Raw genomic sequence first — 16,858 nt, 5'->3', positions numbered from 1 at the left:
CTCCGTATCGGGTTTGGATTGTTATTTTTCGGTCATAATTCTGTGTATAAGTATAGGAATAAGATGGACTTAGCGGTATAATGTTGGTTAAATGCAGATCAGGTCGGGTAATGCCTCTCAGTATGGGGGCATCAGCCCGGCCTAATATAATGATTAAGGAGTATTCGAAATGACTAAAACGCTTATTTTCGGGCATAAAAACCCAGACACTGACACAATCACTTCGGCGATCGCTTACGCGGAACTGAAAGCAAAATTGGGTAAAGACGTTGAAGCTGTTCGCCTTGGCGAAGTTAACGGCGAAACGCAATACGCTCTGAACTATTTCGGTATCGAAGCACCGCGTCTTGTTGAGAATGTGGCTGACGAAGCGAAAGAAGTTATCTTGGTCGATCATAACGAGCGCCAACAAAGCGCGAATGACATTGATAAAGTACGTGTCGTAGAAGTTATCGATCACCACCGCATCGCTAACTTTGAGACAAGCGCACCGCTTTACTTCCGCGCTGAGCCTGTTGGCTGCACAGCTACAATCCTTAACAAATTGTATAAAGAGAACGGCGTAGCGATCCGCAAGGAAATCGCAGGGCTGATGCTTTCTGCTATCGTATCGGATTCCCTGTTGTTCAAGTCGCCGACTTGCACGGACGAGGACGTTGCAGCAGCTAACGAATTGGCGGCAATCGCAGGCGTTGACCCGCAAGTATACGGTCTTGCTATGTTGAAAGCCGGAGCTGACCTGAGCGACAAGTCGGTAGCGCAATTGATTTCCCTCGATGCGAAAGAATTCGCAATGGGCAGCTACAAAGTGGAGATCGCGCAAGTGAACGCGGTTGACGTGAACGACGTTCTTTCGAAACAAGCAGAAGTAGAAGCGGCTCTTAACGACATTATGGCGTCCAAAGGTCTTGACCTGTTCGTGTTCGTCGTAACAGACATCCTTAACAACGATTCCGTAGCGCTTGCGCTCGGCAACAAAGCCGGTGCGGTTGAGAAAGCTTACAATGTTACGCTTGCTGATAACAAAGCTGTACTTAAAGGCGTAGTTTCCCGCAAATCGCAAATCGTTCCTGTGCTGACAGAAACGCTTAGCAACCTGTAATCGTTTCGTATGATTAGCGACAGTCCGATGCTTGCTTCGCAAGTATTGGACTGCTTTTCTTTTTTGGATCGTAGACACACCTAGGAGTGGATGAGATGTTTGAAGTAACGGAATATAGCGTGGAGTTATTGAAGGATCCATTTGGTATTTTGACAGGGCAGCGTTATGAGTTCGTGCTTGACTTGGATATCGATGAAGAAGATGAGTTGTATTCGCCGGAGGGCGTCAGCCTTCGCGTGATTTACGTGGTCGATGGCGAGCAGTCGCGTATTGCGAAATACGAGTTTCTGACGCTCACGACCAATACGTATATCGACTTCGAATTGGAAGAGGACGAGCATGCATGGGTGGAAGCTTACTGCAAAGAATGCTTGGAAAATCCAGGCGAAGAGCAAAAGCAATAAGCGTATATAACGAGGACGTTTCATTCGTTAGCCTTCGGGCGGCTGATGGGGCGTTTTTTTGTGCTTTTTGGAAGGAATCCCACTGGCATTGGAGAATGAGTCAAGTAGCGCTAGTTAAGGTAAGAGCAGCAGACGACGGAGCAGGCAGCCATGCGCAACTATGAGCGAGGCAGGAGAGAGATCGCTATGGATAACGGAATGAAGCATAAGGTAACGAATGAACAATTGTCGCGCTTGATAGAGAGAACCTTCGGCGTTAACACTTTGCAAGTGGAGGAGCTATCGGACGGCTGGGCCAATACGGCTTACAGGATGGAGCTATCGAACGGGAAAACGGTTATTATGAAGGTTGCGCCGCTAGCAAGCGTGAAGATGATGAGCTATGAGAAGGGCTTAATGAAGACGGAAGTCGAGACCTTAAGACGGATGAAGGAGCTTGGCGGCATCCCGGTGCCTGACGTGCTAGCTTATGGCGTGGATGACGACATTGTTGGCAGTGATTTTTTTGTCATGGAGAAGCTGGAGGGCACAACTTATAACAAGCTGAAGGAAAGCATGTCTGAGGTGGAGCGTTATAGGATTGAGTTCGAGCTTGGACAATATAATTGGCGGATTAATGAGTTGACGGGCGAATGGTTCGGTTTATATGCGGACGATCAGGAGGGCGGGAGACAGAATCGCTCTTGGCGGGAAACGTTTCATAAGCTGATCCTGGACGTGCTGGAGGACGGGCGTGCTGCGGGATTTGCGTTGCCTATCGCTTATGAGGTGATCGAACAAGAAATCGCTGCCCGCTTGGATTGTTTGGATGAGGTCACCGTGCCGCGTCTGGTCCACTGGGATCTATGGTCTGGCAATGTGTTCGTTCAGGATGGACGAATTACCGGTATTATCGATTTTGAACGGGCATTATGGGGCGACCCGCTGATGGAGGTTTACTTTGGCCGCCTCAATCTATCCGAAGCTTTCCTGAAAGGGTATGGAAAGGACGGACTGACGGATGCCGAGAACAGCCGGAGAGCCCTGTACAGCCTATATTTGGACCTCATTCTAGCAATCGAATGCGCTTACCGTCTCTATGAGGAAAACGGTCACGTGGAGTGGACGAGGAACAACTTCGAGCAGGGCTGGGAGCAATTTTTGAAGTCAACGTAGCGGTAGAGCTTGAACTTAGGACAGCATAGCGTACCCAATAAGACCTATGATCGGGAGAACCCACACGAGAGGTACGAGGCCAACGATTACGGCAGCTTTCATTTTGTGAAAATGGTAGAACACCCAGCTTCCGCCAACGGAGAGCAGCAGCGGCAGAGGATAGATCCAGATGTAGATCGAGAGCAGCCACGGCCACAGCAATTTCTCCGAGCCAGGCGAATCGAACAACATAACCGACATGGCGGCTATGAACAGCCACGGCAACATAAAAATAATAAATACGATTTGACTTGTAATGAGCGTGATAAAAGCTTTCTTGCTTTTCAAATGAAACGACTCCCTTTGTTGTTTGGTCGTATTCCTTAACTTATTATGGCATTAAGCTATCATTACGTGAAGAGGAGAGATATTGCATGTTAGCTGTCATACAGAAAGCGGAAGCGGGTTATACGGCTAGATTCGAGCGTTACTGGACGCATTCCACGGAGGAGGTATGGTCCTGGCTGACGGACAACGATAAGCTGCCCATATGGTTTTCTGAGCTGCGGGTGGATGAACTGCGCGAAGGCGGAGTAATCAAGTTCGATATGCAGGACGGAACCTTCGAAGATATGGTTATTACGGAGCTGCGGACTGGCTCTGTGCTGGAGTATACGTGGGATACAGACCGCGTCCGATTCGAGCTTTATGAAGATGGCGTTGGCGGATGCAAGTTGGTTTTTACCGAGATTATAAAGTCGATTACGAGCCATACGCCGCGAGATATTGCCGGTTGGGACGTTTGTCTGGATGTCGTCGGTATGCTGCTGGACGGTGAAAAAGATGCCGTAACGTCCGAATTCCGCAAAGGAAAATGGGAAGTCAGGTATGAGCAATACGTCCGGATATTCGCAGAGCTGAACAATTGAATTAAATGCGTCGAATCGATTGAATGCTCAGGCTCAATATCAAAAAACGCCAGGATCTAGATAGATCCCGGCGTTTTTTTATGAGCAGTAAGAATACAGAAAACATTATTTAGATTTGTCTAGCATTCTAAGCAATAGAGTGACTGCCTCTGCGCGGCTCGTAAATTTGTTCGGAGCAAACAGGTTGCCAGGATAACCGGTGATCAATTCATTTTGCTCAGCGATTGCAATGATTTCGATTGCCCAAGGTTGGAAGTCACTTCGATCTGCAAAATGGCTGGTTGATGCATTATTTTTTGCTTCGAGTCCAAGTGCCCTTACGATCATGGCAACCATTTCCGTACGAGTTATTTCTCTGTTCGGCTGGAAACTTCCGTCTGCATATCCGCTTATAATACCGGCTTTGACTGAAATAGCAATCTCATCTTTCGCCCAATCGCCGATTTGCTCGGCATCAGTAAATGTGAGCTGAGATTCCGAGCCTTGAAGCTTCAAAGCGCGGACTAGCATAACCGCAAATTCAGCTCTAGTAACTGATTGCCCAGGCCGAAAAGTGCCATCCGAATTTCCTTCAACAATGCCTAGTGAAATGGCTTTCTCAATATTGTTCTGCGCCCAATGTCCAAGAACATCCTTCGGCGTTACAGGCGTTGTCGGTTCCGGTTCTTCTGGAGTAGGTGTTGGAGTTGGAGTTGGGGTTGGAGTAGGCGTAGGTGTAGGTGTAGGTGTAGTTCCACCGCTATTCCCATTTCCGTTCTCGTTCCCGTTCGAATTCGAGTCTCCAGACGCTTTCGCCCTTTTGACAATTAAGGTGTATGTTTTAGTTGTGCCGTCTTCGGCCGTTACGATCAGCGTTACGGTGTTATTGCCGACAGTGAGCCTCTCGCCGCCCGTCAAGGTCACCGTTGCTCTTGCGTCTACAAGCTGATAGGCAATATTGGCTACGGTCGTGCTGTGCGAAACCTGCACGTTATAGTTTATTTTGTCCGCAGTGAAGTTTGGTACAGCTTTTCCATTGACCTTCAGGTTAAGCAGATCAGCATTAGATGAAAGCGCGGCGCTCGCTCTGTTAACGGTGATCTGGTAATGCCTTTCTGTAGCATCAGGTCCCGCTACATCTACTCTCACCAAATTATCACCAACCTCGAGATTGTCGCCTCCGGTGATCGTGACGATGGCTCTTGAATCTGCAAGCATATAGGTGATTTCGGTTACTGTCGTGCTGTTAGGTACATGGACTGTATACATGAATTGATCGGTGGCAAATCCCTCGATTGACGTGCCGTTAACCTTCAGGTCAAGCAGGTCTGCGCCAGTTGGACGGTTTACTGTAATCGTAGTTGCTGCATGGAAGCCGCCTTCTGCTGTTGTAGCGGTGATCGTAGCGGTGCCAGCTGTGATTGCGGTAACAAATGCTTTGCCCGCTAGAACTTCTACGGTTGCAACTTCAGCATCGCTTGTTGTCCAAGCTACATTTTGATTGGTCGCATTGGAAGGAAGTACTGCTGCAATTAGCTCTGCCGTCTGGCCTTCAAGCAGGTCAAGCTGCTCGCTGCCCATCTCGATGCCGGTAACAGGTACTTCCAGCTCTTCTTGAACGTCATAGTGGAAGTTGGGAAGCGACTCTTTCCCTAATGAATCGGAAACCATAGCTTGAGAAAGCAGTAGTTCCGGGTTCGAACCGTTAGCTTCAACATGTAAGTTAACGATCGGAGCATCTGGTTCAATAGCAGTAACGGACGAGAGAATGATTCTTGTGTTGCCGTTATCGGTTTCATTACGAAGTACCGTTACGCCCTCTTGCGCAGGCACGATTGCTGTAATCGCAAGCTCGGAGCTTGTAAGCTCCAGGTCAATTGCTTTGGTGTCCAAGGCAAGGGTATCCAGCGAAACAGTATAGCTTTGTATTTCTTTACTCGTCCGATTGATAATTTTCGTAAGCATTAGATTGGAAGCATCTGCTTTGTTCTGATCCTGCTGTGGAACGAACATGCCGTTAATTACTTTGGAATCGCCGATCGGTTTATCTACTCCGAGTGCGGTTAGAATGGTGGCAGCAAGATCCTTTGTCGCTCCGCCTTGGAGCACCTTTTCTTTTCCCGAGTCATTAGCCACTGTGCGGCCGTTGGCAGCAAAGAAAATGGTTTTGGACAGCGGAGATTCAATAGCGTGATCGTATTGGTTGCCGCCTAATGTGTGATCGTCGTTTTCTACAGCGCCACCGTGGTCGGGAAGCATGACAATCAATGTATCGTCCAGTAGGTCATTTGTTTTTAACGTATTGTAGATTGAAGCTACATTTTTGTCTGTTTTGGTCCATTGCTCATAATATTTTTTGGTATAAAATCCGTAAGAATGCCCAGCATGATCAACATCATCGAATTGGAAAAAAATGAGCGATGTATCTTTTGCTTTGCCGCTGGCTGCATATTCAGCGAAAGCTTCCACATTAGCTTCATCGCTAATAGAGGTGCCCTCAACGCCAACCGAAGGCTCGATATGGCCGTTGATGACGTTGTTCCACGTAGCAAAAGCCGCTTGTTTCGTCCCCGGAAGCGCTTCTCTCAATTTTTTGAAAACAGTAGGATAAGAGGAAGTTTCGCTGTAAGTATAATTGCCGCTTTCGTAATTGCCAATCTTATGCTTGCTGTAGTCGACGCCGGTCATCATAGAACCCCAGTTAGGAGATGATACGGTAGGGATCGTCGTTTGAGCCGTATAGCTGGCAGCTCCGTTCTCGATAAGGCTTCGAATCGTCGGAATCGATAGACGCGCTCCGACCTCTTCTTTGACAGAGGTGAACGTTTCCCAATAAGGGGCAGTTGGAGTAACCGATACGCCACCTCCGTCAATTCCAATGACAACAACACGTTTGTAAGGTTGATACGTTGCTTTGTCTGCAATAGCCTGAGCGCTGTCTTGGTCGCCGTCCCCTGCAAGGGCGACATCACCGATCGTAACGTATCCGTCTTCGTTCAAATCCTCTGTATCCTTCGGGTGGATCTGGATGAGGGACGGCTGTGTGTTAAACGATTCAATTACGAGCGGAGTCGTGCCGTTCATAAATTCCGCTCTGCTGATCTCGAACTCACCTTGCCCTTCAGCAGCTTTGGTCACAAATTTGATCTCGGAAACCGTAGCGTTTTTGAATTCCAACGGGTTCGTCTGGTTGTAAACCTTGCCTGCCGTTAACTGCAGCTTGACTACTCCTGGTACGGAAGTATCTGCATCAATAGCGTTAGTCGCACTGTCAAATTCGAATAGATCGCTGTCATAGGCAAGCTCGACATTTACTTTATCGATTCTTGTACTCATAGCAGGGGTACGAAGGTCCAAGAGATAACGGAAAGTAGATCCTTGCACCGCATGCTGCGCTCCTTTCAAAATCATAGTGCCGTTGAATGGATCAAGCGCGACAGGAGGAGCCGAATTATAGATTTCCGCAACCTCATTGCTTGTAACGGCGCGCCGTAAAATTTGTACATCGTCCAGCGATACGTCTAAGTTGGAGGCGTAGTTGCCGGTACCGTCATTGCCGAGCATCGTGCTGAGGCCTGCATCGATTGTTCCTTTTAGTCCTTGAATGTCCATCGTGCTTGGAATGCTGTTGTAGTTATTTCCTCGTACTTTGGTGACATTAACGGGGCTTCCATCTTTATAAAAGTCGACTCGACCGCTTGTCCGATCATGTGAAATAACAATATGATGCCAACTGCCGTCAGCGACGTTAGGAATATCCGCGTCAAGCCGGCTTTCGCCTGCAGTTCGGTAATTCCAGCTTAACGTACTGTTTTTGAGGACAAGGGCATAGCCGGTATTTCCGCCGGTGCTCCAGTTCTTGTTAGCGATAACGGCTGGATCGGATGTAAGGCCGGGCGATTTGATCCAAAAGGACAAGGAGAAATTATCACTTGTGCCGAATTGAAGCGCGGCTGGGTTTCCCAAATTAACGTATTGTTTGATGGAATCTGTTTTTTTGAGATTGATTGCTTTTCCATTTCGACCCGTGACGTAAGTTGGATTACCGACTGCTGCAGCAGTAAGTGGGCTGGACGAGTTGTCTGTCAGATTGTTCTCGAATGGCATGTTCAAAACGAAATCTGAATTTGGAATTGCGGCGTGCGCGGTCTGCAAATAGGATTGCGGCAGATAGGGAAGGGTTGGCACTGTGAATGTAACTGCAGCGACTAGAGTAGCGGCAAGCAGCTTTTTTAGTGGTGCTTCCAAAACAGAATCACTCCTCAAAAGGTTATGGTTATCTAGAGTGATCATAGAGATGTTTTGTTAACTTAAGATTAAAAACACATTAAGATATTGTTTATTGTTGATTTTTATTGTTTTTAGTTTGTTTTCATGCGTGAAGCATAGTCATACATATAGTGTCTAATCATTGAAGCACCACTAGTGGGATGATTGGGGGATAGGGAGTATATGATTTCATGTTTGGAACCAAACTTTCTCATGTGGAAACAACTAGGCGCATAAAATGACAAAAAGAGCTCATGATGATTAGGTTTAGGAAAAGTGTTTGCTTCGCAAACACTGGAGGAGAGTGGAGTGGGAGATGAACAGGGCACATAATGGGATTGAACTGGCAGAGCGCTACGGAGCCCGCAATTATCACCCTTTACCGATTGTCATCAGCAGCGCCGAAGGCGTGTGGGTGCAGGATACGAGCGGCGCGCGTTACTTGGATATGCTTAGCGCCTACTCTGCTCTGAACCAAGGCCATCGCCATCCGCGGATCATTGCGGCTCTGAAGGAGCAAGCCGACAAAGTCACGATCACTTCAAGGGCGTTCCATAATGAAATGCTCGGTTTATTTTATGAGAAGCTTGCCGCTTATACGGGCAAGGAGCGTATTCTGCCGATGAACACTGGGGCAGAGGCCGTGGAGACGGCGGTGAAGGCAGCTAGGCGCTACGCCTATGATGTGAGAGGCATTGCCGACTCGAAGGCGGAAATTATCGTGTTCGAAGGCAACTTCCACGGCAGGACGCTGACGGCAACCTCTTTCTCGTCAACGCCGGAGTACCAGCGAGCGTTCGGGCCATTCACCCCCGGCTTCCGCATCATTCCTTACGGCGACCCGGACGCGCTAGCCGCCGCCTTCAGCGAGAATACGGCGGCTGTGCTCATCGAGCCGATCCAAGGCGAGGCGGGAATTCGAATCCCGCCGAACGGTTTCCTGCGGCATGCCGCGAGGTTATGCGCGGAGCATGGCGCGCTGCTGATCGCCGACGAGATCCAGACGGGCTTCGGCAGAACCGGGCAACGGTTCGCCTGCGACTGGGAGCAAGTCGTGCCGGATATTTATGTGCTCGGCAAAGCGCTCGGCGGCGGCGTGACGCCAATCTCTGCAATCGCCGCTGATGGGGCGATTATGGATGTGTTCGAGCCCGGCTCGCACGGCTCGACGTTCGGCGGCAATCCGCTCAGCTGCGCTGTCGCGACCGCGGCAATCGCCGTCATCGAGGAGGAGAAGCTTGCTGAACGTTCCGCCGAGCTAGGCGACTACATGCTGCAGAAGCTGAGCAGCATGTCCCACCCGGAAATTAAGGATATTAGAGGGCGGGGGCTGTTCATAGGCATCGAGCTTCATACATCAGCGCGTCCCTATTGCGAGAAGCTGATGCAGCTGGGCTTATTATGCAAGGAAACGCATGACTCGGTTATTCGCCTTGCTCCGCCGCTCATTATTACCGAAGCGGAGCTCGATTATGCGATCGAAAGATTGAGATCCGTATTCGGAAACGATTCTCTGTCCGAGGCGGGAGGTGACGAAGCATCATGACGCTGTCCCGCGTTGCCATTATTAAAGTTCCGTTCGATCTAGGCGCTGGAACGAGAGGGGCATCGTTAGGCCCTGATTGTCTGCTGCAGGATGCGGGATTAACCGAGAAGCTGAATTCGCTCTCGATTCCGTACGAAATCGCTGCAGAGGTCGTCGCGAGTATGGTGCCGGATGCATTCGACCCGGCTCAGCTGCCGCCTAATATGAAGCACACGGCCGAAGTGTATGCGATGAGCGACAGCCTTGCGGGGCAGGTGTCGGCCGCGGTCGCAAGCGGCGCCTTCCCGTTAGTGCTTGGGGGCGATCATAGTATCGCGATCGGCACGATTGCCGGACTCGCCGAGCATTACGCCAATATGGGCGTCATCTGGTTCGATGCCCACTCGGACATGAACACGGAGCATACGAGTCCGTCGGGCAATATCCACGGGATGTCGCTTGGCATCAGCTTAGGGAGAGGGTTCGATCCGCTTACGAAGCTTAGGGGCATCTGTCCGAAAATAAAACCGGAGCATGTCGCGATCGTCGGGGCCAGATCGCTTGATCCGGACGAGAAGCAGTTCATACGGTCGCTTGGCATCGCATGTTACACGATGCATGATATTGACCGGATGGGCATTGCCAGAGTCATGGATGAAGTCATCCGCCGCATGCAGCGCGAGACGGACGGCGTGCATATCAGCTTCGACATCGACAGCGTAGATCCGAGGGAAGCGCCCGGAACGGGAACTCCCGTCAAGGGGGGCTTAAGCTACCGGGAAGCGCATCTGGCGATGGAGCTGCTGTACCAAGCAGGGATCGCAACATCGGCCGAGCTGGTCGAGGTGAATCCGAGCCTTGATCAAGGGCTCAAAACAGCAACGCTTGCCGTAGAATTAATCGGATCTTTACTCGGTGATCAGATTTTGTAAGATGATTAGATTCTGTCCAGCAAGGGGGAAATGCTGATGCGGGAGCCTTATCAGAACGAACCGTTTACCGATTTCACGATTAGCGACCGAATTGACGAATTTCAAGAGGCGCTCCGCAAAGTAGAGTCGGAGCTAGGCAAGGAGTATTTGATTAAGATCGGCGCCGACCGGATCGAGACGACTACGAAGCGTCGTTCGATCAATCCGTCCCAGACGACCCAACTCGTCGGCATCGTATCGCAGGCCGATCAGGCACTCGCTAATAAAGCCATTCTAGCAGCGGCAGCGGCGTTCGATAACTGGAAACGCGTCGCGCCTTCGGCCCGTTCAAGAATGCTCTACAAGGCGGCAGCCAGCTTGCGCCGCCGCAAGCACGAATTCTCCGCATGGCTTGTCTACGAGGCGGGCAAAAGCTGGGCCGAGGCGGATGCGGATACGGCAGAAACGATCGACTTCATGGAGTATTACGGCCGGGAGATGGAGCGGCTGTCGGAACGGCAACCGATCGTTCCGTATCCCGGCGAGGATAATGAAGTGTTCTATATACCGTTAGGCGTGGGCGTTATTATCCCGCCGTGGAATTTTCCGCTGGCGATTATGGCCGGCATGACGATGGCGGCGATCGTGGCCGGCAACACGGTCGTATTGAAGCCGGCGAGCGCAACGGCAGTCGTTGCGGCGAAGTTCATTGAGCTGTTGGAGGAAGCGGGACTTCCGGACGGCGTCGTTAATTTTTTGCCGGGATCAGGCACGGAAATTGGCGATTACTTGGTGGAGCATCCGCTGACAAGATTTATTGGCTTCACCGGCTCGCGCGAAGTCGGGCTGCGCATTAATGAAAGGGCGGCAACCGTGCAGCAGGATCAGAAGTGGATTAAGCGCGTCGTCGCCGAGATGGGCGGCAAGGATACGATCATCGTCGACGAGGACTGCGATCTCGACTTGGCGGCGGAGGCTATAACGGTGTCGGCGTTCGGCTATGCCGGACAGAAATGCTCGGCTTGCTCAAGGGCAGTCGTCCTCGAAGCAGTGTATGATGCGGTCATCGCCAAAGTTATCGAACGGACGAAGCAGCTTAAGGTCGGCAAGGCTAATGAGCTTACTTCGCACATTGGACCGGTCATAGACGAGCGGGCTTACTTCAGTATCCTGAAATATATCGAGGTTGGGCGCAGCGAAGGCACTGTTGTCTACGGAGGAAGCAAAGGCGGGAACGGCGGATACTTTATCGAGCCGACGATTATTAAAGATGTTGAGCCGTATGCGCGCATCGCGCAGGAGGAGATATTCGGTCCGGTGCTGTCTTTCATCCGTGCCGCCAACTTCGAGGCGGCGATCGATATCGCCAACAATACGGAATACGGGCTGACGGGAGCGGTTATCTCCCGCAATCGCAGCAAGCTGGAGCAAGCGCGGGAACAGTTCCATGTCGGCAATCTCTACTTCAACCGCAAATGTACCGGCGCTCTCGTCGGTGTCCAGCCCTTCGGCGGTTTCAATATGTCGGGAACCAACTCGAAGGCGGGGGGACGCGATTACTTGCTGTTGTTCATGCAGTCGAAGGTGGTGACGGAACGGTTCTAGCTAGCGGGATCATACGTTGGCGGTTGCGGTCAGGAGGAGTAGAGTGAGTGAGGTAAATCTCATGCAGAGTGAGGCTAACCTCACTCTTTATGGAGGTTCTGAAGTGTTATAAACAAATAGTGAGGCAAATCTCACTCGCCATGATGCTAGGTTCATGGGAAATGAGGTTTGCCTCACTATTTGGCTTACCCCGAGTTGCCGAAGTCCTAAGTACGCTACACGCGCAGCTTGATCGATTTCTTATATAACGGATACAGCCATTTTACTCCGCTTGGCGTGAGGGAGTCCGCAACGAGATGAGACAAATAGCCAAGCGTGGCAACGACGGCGATCCCTTCTATCTGCAGATGCTGTTCCAAGCCCCAGCCGATCGCAGCCCAGATGAGCGTCGCCCATACGGTATGCGTCATGCCGCGATGCTTCAGCCAAGGGACCCATGCGACAAACAAACCGAAGCCGATGAGCCAATTCATCTGATAGGTGAAGCCGACATACATCAGGATACAGCCGACTACGCTCACAAGCGCGTTACGGATGGCGCCTTGTTTCATAACGAGGCCGAGCAGAAGCGCAGCAGCGCTGCTTCCAATGAGGATAGGGGAAACGGGATGACCCGTAAAAAATAAGTAAGCGATAATGCCGATAAACACGACGCCGCCCCATAACATAAGCTCGCGAATGAGCTTCGACAGCTTGCCAAGCTTGCTGCTCAGCATGCTTGTGCCGTCAAGATCGGCAGCTAATGCCGAGAAACCCGCAATACCGATGAATAACGCGGCATGCTGAAGCGTGAACGGATAATAGATTGATGCGGCTCCGCCAATTGCCGCTCCGATGGTTAGATGTGTTTTACCTGTCATAATTCCTCCTGTGACTGACTAGTCGCTGCTTGCTGTTCATAAATGTTCGTGGTTGACGCGTTCATTGCGTACCATCTGCTCCAGCTTCTCTACAATTTGATCATGCAGCGGGTCGCGCTTCAATAAGCCGAAGAACCGTCTGCGTTTTTGCTTTTTTAGAAGCTGCAGCAAATAGAGCTTTTCTTTAAGCGTGAACATAGGTCCACTTCCTTTCGCCTTGCTCGCTAGGGATAGCGATTACGCTTCATTATAGAGGAAAGATAAGCCGTTATGGAAGCGGTACACGGTACGAAACGAAACATGGTATAATAGCCTCACGAAATGATGGAGCGGGTGGGATGAAAATGGATAATCAATTAGCCGCTGCCTGCGAGGATACATGCGCCGGGACGGAAGCCGATATTGCGGACGTAAAAAGCAAGCTCGTGAGCGACGGGACAGCCGTGGAGCTGGCTGATCTGTTCAAGGCGCTCGGCGACCCGACGCGGGTGAAAATCATTCATGCGCTGCTGCAGTCGGAGCTATGCGTCCATGATTTGACCGAAGTGCTGGAGATGGGGCAGTCCGCGATCTCCCATCAGCTTAGGCTGCTGCGGAATATGCGGATCGTGAAGCGCAGAAAAGTAGGGAAAACGGTATTTTACTCGTTGGATGACGATCATGTGGAGCAAGTTTTCACGCTAACGCTACAACATTTAAAGCATGAATAAACGAAGAGGCGACCCGAAGGTAAGGGGTTTGCCTCTTTTTTAGTGGCGCTAGACTGCGGGGGGATCTATCTTTGGCAGGAACATAACAGCCGGTGGGTAAAATTATGAGTGATAATTTTACTTGATTTTTAGTAAAATAATCGTATATTTGTAGGTAGAGAAGTAGCGACGGCTGCGAACTGAACCGAAATGCAGGAAGGAAAGTTAGCATGGCTACCATAAAAGATATTGCGCAGCAAGCGAATGTGTCTATCGCAACCGTATCGCGCGTGCTCAATTATGATCCGGGCATTTCCGTTACGGATGAGACGCGGAAGCGGATTTTCGAGGTTGCGCAGAAGCTGAACTATAAGACGCTCCGAGAGCGAAACGGGAGCGGGCAAGCGCAGACTAAGGAACGTTACCGGATTGGCCTCGTAAGCTGGTACTCGGAGCAAGAGGAGATGCTGGATCCGTATTACTTGGCGATTCGGCTTGGCGCGGAGAAGGAATGCTTCCAGCGGCAGATCGAGATGGTGAAGCTGTTCGTCCAAGGCGGCGACTCGACTTCTGATTGGTTAGGCGAGCCGCTCGACGGCATTGTCGCGATCGGTCGTTTCGAGAAGGATGATCTGGAGCGTTTTCCCGAAGGCATGACGAATATCGTGTTCGTTGATTCGTCGCCGGAGGAGAATCGATTCGATTCGGTTGTTATCGACCTGCGCAAATCGGTGTTCGAGGTGCTCGACTATTTGGTTGGGCTAGGCCATACGGAAATTGGTTATATTGGCGGGCATAATAAGGTGAACAACAAGCGGGTGCAGGATGAGAGAGAGCTTGCATTCGTAGAGCGGCTTACCGTACAAGACATTTATAATCCGGCATTTGTATATACGGGCGACAATCTGTACGCCGAAGAAGGCTACAAGCTAATGAAAGCTGCGATAGAAGGCGGCAAGCTGCCGACGGCTTTTTTTATCGAAAACGATTCGATGGCTGTTGGCGCGCTGAGAGCGCTGCACGAGGCCAAGCTGCAAGCTCCGCATGATATCTCGATCGTTGGCTGCAACGACATTCCCATCTCCGCATATATGCAGCCGCCGCTGACAACCGTTAAGGTGCACATGGAGCATATGGGCGAGACAGCAGTGGAATTGCTTGCGGATCGGATGGCTGGGGGCAGGGATATTGCAAGAAAAATCGTTTTGCCCGCCAGACTGTTGGAGCGGGAGAGCAGCGGTCGTCCGAGGCGGAATGACTAGCGGATATCGCATAAGAACGGAGTCGATTACATGCCATTATTGACAGTAGGCCAGAGCGTTCTGCCGGCTGTGCGCAAACAGAAGGATGTGGAGGCGGTTCTTGCCACTCCTTATACGTATATGGTGCTTCTAGGCGGCCATCTGGGTCAATTAAAGCCGCTTGTCGACCTGGCTGGTCAGCATGGCAAGAAGGTGCTGCTGCACGCCGATCTGATCGATGGACTGAAAAACGATGAGTATGCAGCGGAGTTTCTATGCCAATCCATTAGACCGGCAGGTCTGATCTCGACGCGTTCCACCGTGATCGGAAGGACGAAAAAAAACGGGCTGATTGCTATACAGCGGCTGTTTCTCATAGATTCGGATGCGATCGAGCACAGCTATACGCTGCTCGAGAAGACGCAGCCCGATTACATCGAAGTACTGCCGGGCATTATGCCCGATATGATACGCGAGGTTAAGGAACGGAGCGGGATTCCGATCATTGCCGGCGGGCTTATTCGGACTGCGGGCGACGTATCGAATGCGCTCGCGGCAGGCGCTTCCGCGATTACGACTTCACGCAAGGAGCTTTGGCAAAATTTCAGTACAGGCAATGAACTATAGATACTTCTTGGGGAGGAATATCGGATGGACAAATACATGCTGGCGCTCGACCAAGGCACGACGAGCACAAGGGCGCTGCTGGTCGATCACAGCGGCCATATTGTCGATATGGTACGCGAGGAGCTTCCGCTCGTATACCCGGAGCCTGGCTCCGTAGAAGCCGATGCGTCATTTATATGGGAATCAGCTAAAAAAGTAATTACAGGCTTGCTTGCGAAGACAGGTATTGCAGTGGGACAGATTGCCGGCATCGGCATTACGAATCAGCGGGAGACAACCGTCGTCTGGGATAAGGCGACAGGTGAGCCGATTCATCACGCCATTGTATGGCAATCTCGCCAAACGACGCCGATATGCGAGCAGCTCAAGGCAGACGGCCATGAGCGCGCGTTCCATACGCGGACTGGCTTGCTGATCGACGCCTACTTCTCCGGCACGAAGGTGAAGTGGCTGCTTGATCACGTGGATGGAGCAAGAGAGCGAGCGGAACGCGGAGAGCTGCTGTTCGGCACAATCGATAGCTGGCTCGTCTGGAAGCTGACAGGCGGAGCTGTACATGTGACGGATGTGACGAATGCGTCCCGTACGATGGTGTTCAATATACACGATCGCCGCTGGGACGATGAGCTGCTGCGCATACTGGATATTCCGGCTTCTATGCTGCCCGAGGTTCGCTCCTCGTCGGAAGTTTATGGTCATGTTGCCCCCGAGCTATTCGGAGCGTCGATTCCAATTGCGGGCATGGCCGGGGATCAGCAAGCGGCTTTGTTCGGACAGACGGCGTTCGATAAAGGCTGCACGAAAAATACGTACGGCACAGGTTGCTTCATGTTGATGAACACGGGCGAGCAAGCGATCGTGTCCGATCGCGGCTTGCTGACGACCATCGCATGGGAAGTCGACGGCAAGCTGGAATACGCGCTTGAAGGCAGCGTATTCGTAGCGGGCGCAGCCATTCAATGGCTGCGTGACGGGCTGGAGTTGATTGAATCGGCAAGCGAAACCGAGGCGCTGGCCGAGCAGGTGGAATCGACGGACGGTGTCTACGTCGTACCCGCATTCGTTGGACTCGGCACGCCGTATTGGAACAGCGATGTCCGCGGTGCGGCATTCGGGCTGACGCGCGGGACGTCGAAGGCTCATTTTGTACGCGCCGTACTGGAATCGCTCGCTTATCAAACGAAGGACGTGCTCTCGGTCATGATCGAGGAGTCGGGTCTTGAGCTGCAAGCACTATCGGTCGATGGCGGCGCGATCGGCAACAACCTGCTTATGCAGTTCCAAAGCGATCTTCTAGGAGTACCGGTGGAGCGGCCGCTCGTGAGCGAGTCGACGGCGCTTGGCGCAGCTTACTTGGCAGGGCTCGCTACCGGCTTCTGGAGCAGCAAGGAGGAGCTTGCTGCCCTTCGTCAAGTGGAGCGGGTGTTCGAACCGGGCATGGAACATTCGAGAAGGCAAGAGCTGTACGATGGTTGGCACCGCGCGGTAAAGGCTGCCATGGCATTTGCCAAGTAATCATGTTATAATAACGACAAGTTAATAACGGTTGGAGACACGGAGAAACCATGATAGCCGCTTTCGTA

The 16,858-nt window shown here is 51.4% G+C and carries 15 protein-coding genes; 11 read left to right on the top strand and 4 right to left on the bottom strand.

The window, feature by feature from the left end; all coding sequences use genetic code 11:
- The first annotated feature begins 169 nt into the window (after window positions 1–169).
- The 3 genes from AC0YN0_RS22785 to AC0YN0_RS22775 all read left to right on the top strand — a co-directional run bounded on the left by AC0YN0_RS22785 (window position 170) and on the right by AC0YN0_RS22775 (window position 2,661).
- Window positions 170–1,102, top strand: a complete 933-nt coding sequence (locus AC0YN0_RS22785) for a manganese-dependent inorganic pyrophosphatase (RefSeq protein ID WP_475823316.1) — start codon at window positions 170–172, stop codon at window positions 1,100–1,102.
- 95 nt (window positions 1,103–1,197) lie between these two features.
- Window positions 1,198–1,506, top strand: a complete 309-nt coding sequence (locus tag AC0YN0_RS22780; protein ID WP_475823315.1) for a DUF6509 family protein — start codon at window positions 1,198–1,200, stop codon at window positions 1,504–1,506.
- Between the two features lie 186 nt (window positions 1,507–1,692).
- The gene (locus AC0YN0_RS22775) at window positions 1,693–2,661 is read left to right on the top strand and encodes a phosphotransferase family protein (protein WP_475823314.1); all 969 of its coding nucleotides are present in this window, start codon (window positions 1,693–1,695) and stop codon (window positions 2,659–2,661) included.
- 15 nt (window positions 2,662–2,676) lie between these two features.
- Here the strand turns inward: AC0YN0_RS22775 and AC0YN0_RS22770 are convergent, their stop codons facing one another.
- Window positions 2,677–2,988 (bottom strand): hypothetical protein, encoded by a 312-nt coding sequence (locus AC0YN0_RS22770; RefSeq protein WP_475823313.1) that lies wholly within the window; start codon window positions 2,986–2,988, stop codon window positions 2,677–2,679.
- 86 nt (window positions 2,989–3,074) lie between these two features.
- Here AC0YN0_RS22770 and AC0YN0_RS22765 point away from each other — a divergent pair, with 86 nt between their 5' ends.
- Window positions 3,075–3,569, top strand: coding sequence for an SRPBCC family protein (locus tag AC0YN0_RS22765; RefSeq protein WP_475823312.1), 495 nt, complete (start codon window positions 3,075–3,077; stop codon window positions 3,567–3,569).
- A gap of 105 nt (window positions 3,570–3,674) precedes the next feature.
- Here AC0YN0_RS22765 and AC0YN0_RS22760 read toward each other — a convergent pair whose 3' ends face one another.
- Complete coding sequence (locus AC0YN0_RS22760) at window positions 3,675–7,796, bottom strand: S-layer homology domain-containing protein (RefSeq protein ID WP_475823311.1); 4,122 nt, start codon at window positions 7,794–7,796, stop codon at window positions 3,675–3,677.
- A gap of 337 nt (window positions 7,797–8,133) precedes the next feature.
- Between AC0YN0_RS22760 and AC0YN0_RS22755 the strand changes: the two genes are divergently transcribed.
- From AC0YN0_RS22755 to pruA, 3 genes are read left to right on the top strand one after another with little or no spacing between them, the layout of a single operon-like run.
- Entirely contained in the window at window positions 8,134–9,363 is a 1,230-nt protein-coding gene (locus AC0YN0_RS22755; protein WP_475823310.1) for an ornithine--oxo-acid transaminase, read from the top strand.
- Window positions 9,360–10,274 carry an arginase gene (rocF, locus tag AC0YN0_RS22750; protein ID WP_475823309.1) on the top strand — a complete coding sequence of 305 codons (915 nt, stop codon included), beginning with the start codon at window positions 9,360–9,362 and terminating at the stop codon, window positions 10,272–10,274. Before AC0YN0_RS22755 ends, rocF begins: the two co-directional genes overlap by 4 nt.
- A gap of 36 nt (window positions 10,275–10,310) precedes the next feature.
- The gene (pruA, locus tag AC0YN0_RS22745) at window positions 10,311–11,858 is read left to right on the top strand and encodes an L-glutamate gamma-semialdehyde dehydrogenase (RefSeq protein ID WP_475823308.1); all 1,548 of its coding nucleotides are present in this window, start codon (window positions 10,311–10,313) and stop codon (window positions 11,856–11,858) included.
- A 215-nt stretch (window positions 11,859–12,073) separates the two neighbouring features.
- Here the strand turns inward: pruA and AC0YN0_RS22740 are convergent, their stop codons facing one another.
- Together AC0YN0_RS22740 and AC0YN0_RS22735 are read right to left on the bottom strand one after the other, a co-directional pair.
- A complete protein-coding gene (locus AC0YN0_RS22740) occupies window positions 12,074–12,718 on the bottom strand; it encodes a metal-dependent hydrolase (protein ID WP_475823307.1) in 645 nt (214 codons plus the stop codon).
- Between the two features lie 36 nt (window positions 12,719–12,754).
- Window positions 12,755–12,916, bottom strand: coding sequence for a hypothetical protein (locus AC0YN0_RS22735; protein WP_337100056.1), 162 nt, complete (start codon window positions 12,914–12,916; stop codon window positions 12,755–12,757).
- Between the two features lie 146 nt (window positions 12,917–13,062).
- Here AC0YN0_RS22735 and AC0YN0_RS22730 point away from each other — a divergent pair, with 146 nt between their 5' ends.
- From AC0YN0_RS22730 to glpK, 4 genes are all read left to right on the top strand, one after another.
- Window positions 13,063–13,428, top strand: a complete 366-nt coding sequence (locus AC0YN0_RS22730) for an ArsR/SmtB family transcription factor (RefSeq protein WP_337100055.1) — start codon at window positions 13,063–13,065, stop codon at window positions 13,426–13,428.
- 209 nt (window positions 13,429–13,637) lie between these two features.
- On the top strand, window positions 13,638–14,669 hold the full coding sequence (locus tag AC0YN0_RS22725; protein WP_475823306.1) for a LacI family DNA-binding transcriptional regulator: 1,032 nt from the start codon (window positions 13,638–13,640) through the stop codon (window positions 14,667–14,669).
- 30 nt (window positions 14,670–14,699) lie between these two features.
- The gene (locus AC0YN0_RS22720; protein ID WP_442052176.1) at window positions 14,700–15,275 is read left to right on the top strand and encodes a glycerol-3-phosphate responsive antiterminator; all 576 of its coding nucleotides are present in this window, start codon (window positions 14,700–14,702) and stop codon (window positions 15,273–15,275) included.
- Window positions 15,276–15,299: 24 nt separating this feature from the next.
- Window positions 15,300–16,790 carry a glycerol kinase GlpK gene (gene glpK / locus AC0YN0_RS22715; RefSeq protein ID WP_475823305.1) on the top strand — a complete coding sequence of 497 codons (1,491 nt, stop codon included), beginning with the start codon at window positions 15,300–15,302 and terminating at the stop codon, window positions 16,788–16,790.
- Window positions 16,791–16,858 lie beyond the last annotated feature (68 nt).

This window comes from Paenibacillus sp. J22P218 (assembly GCF_056269195.1).
Note: the sequence above shows the minus strand (reverse complement) of the source record. Positions and strands in the feature narration are given on the sequence as shown.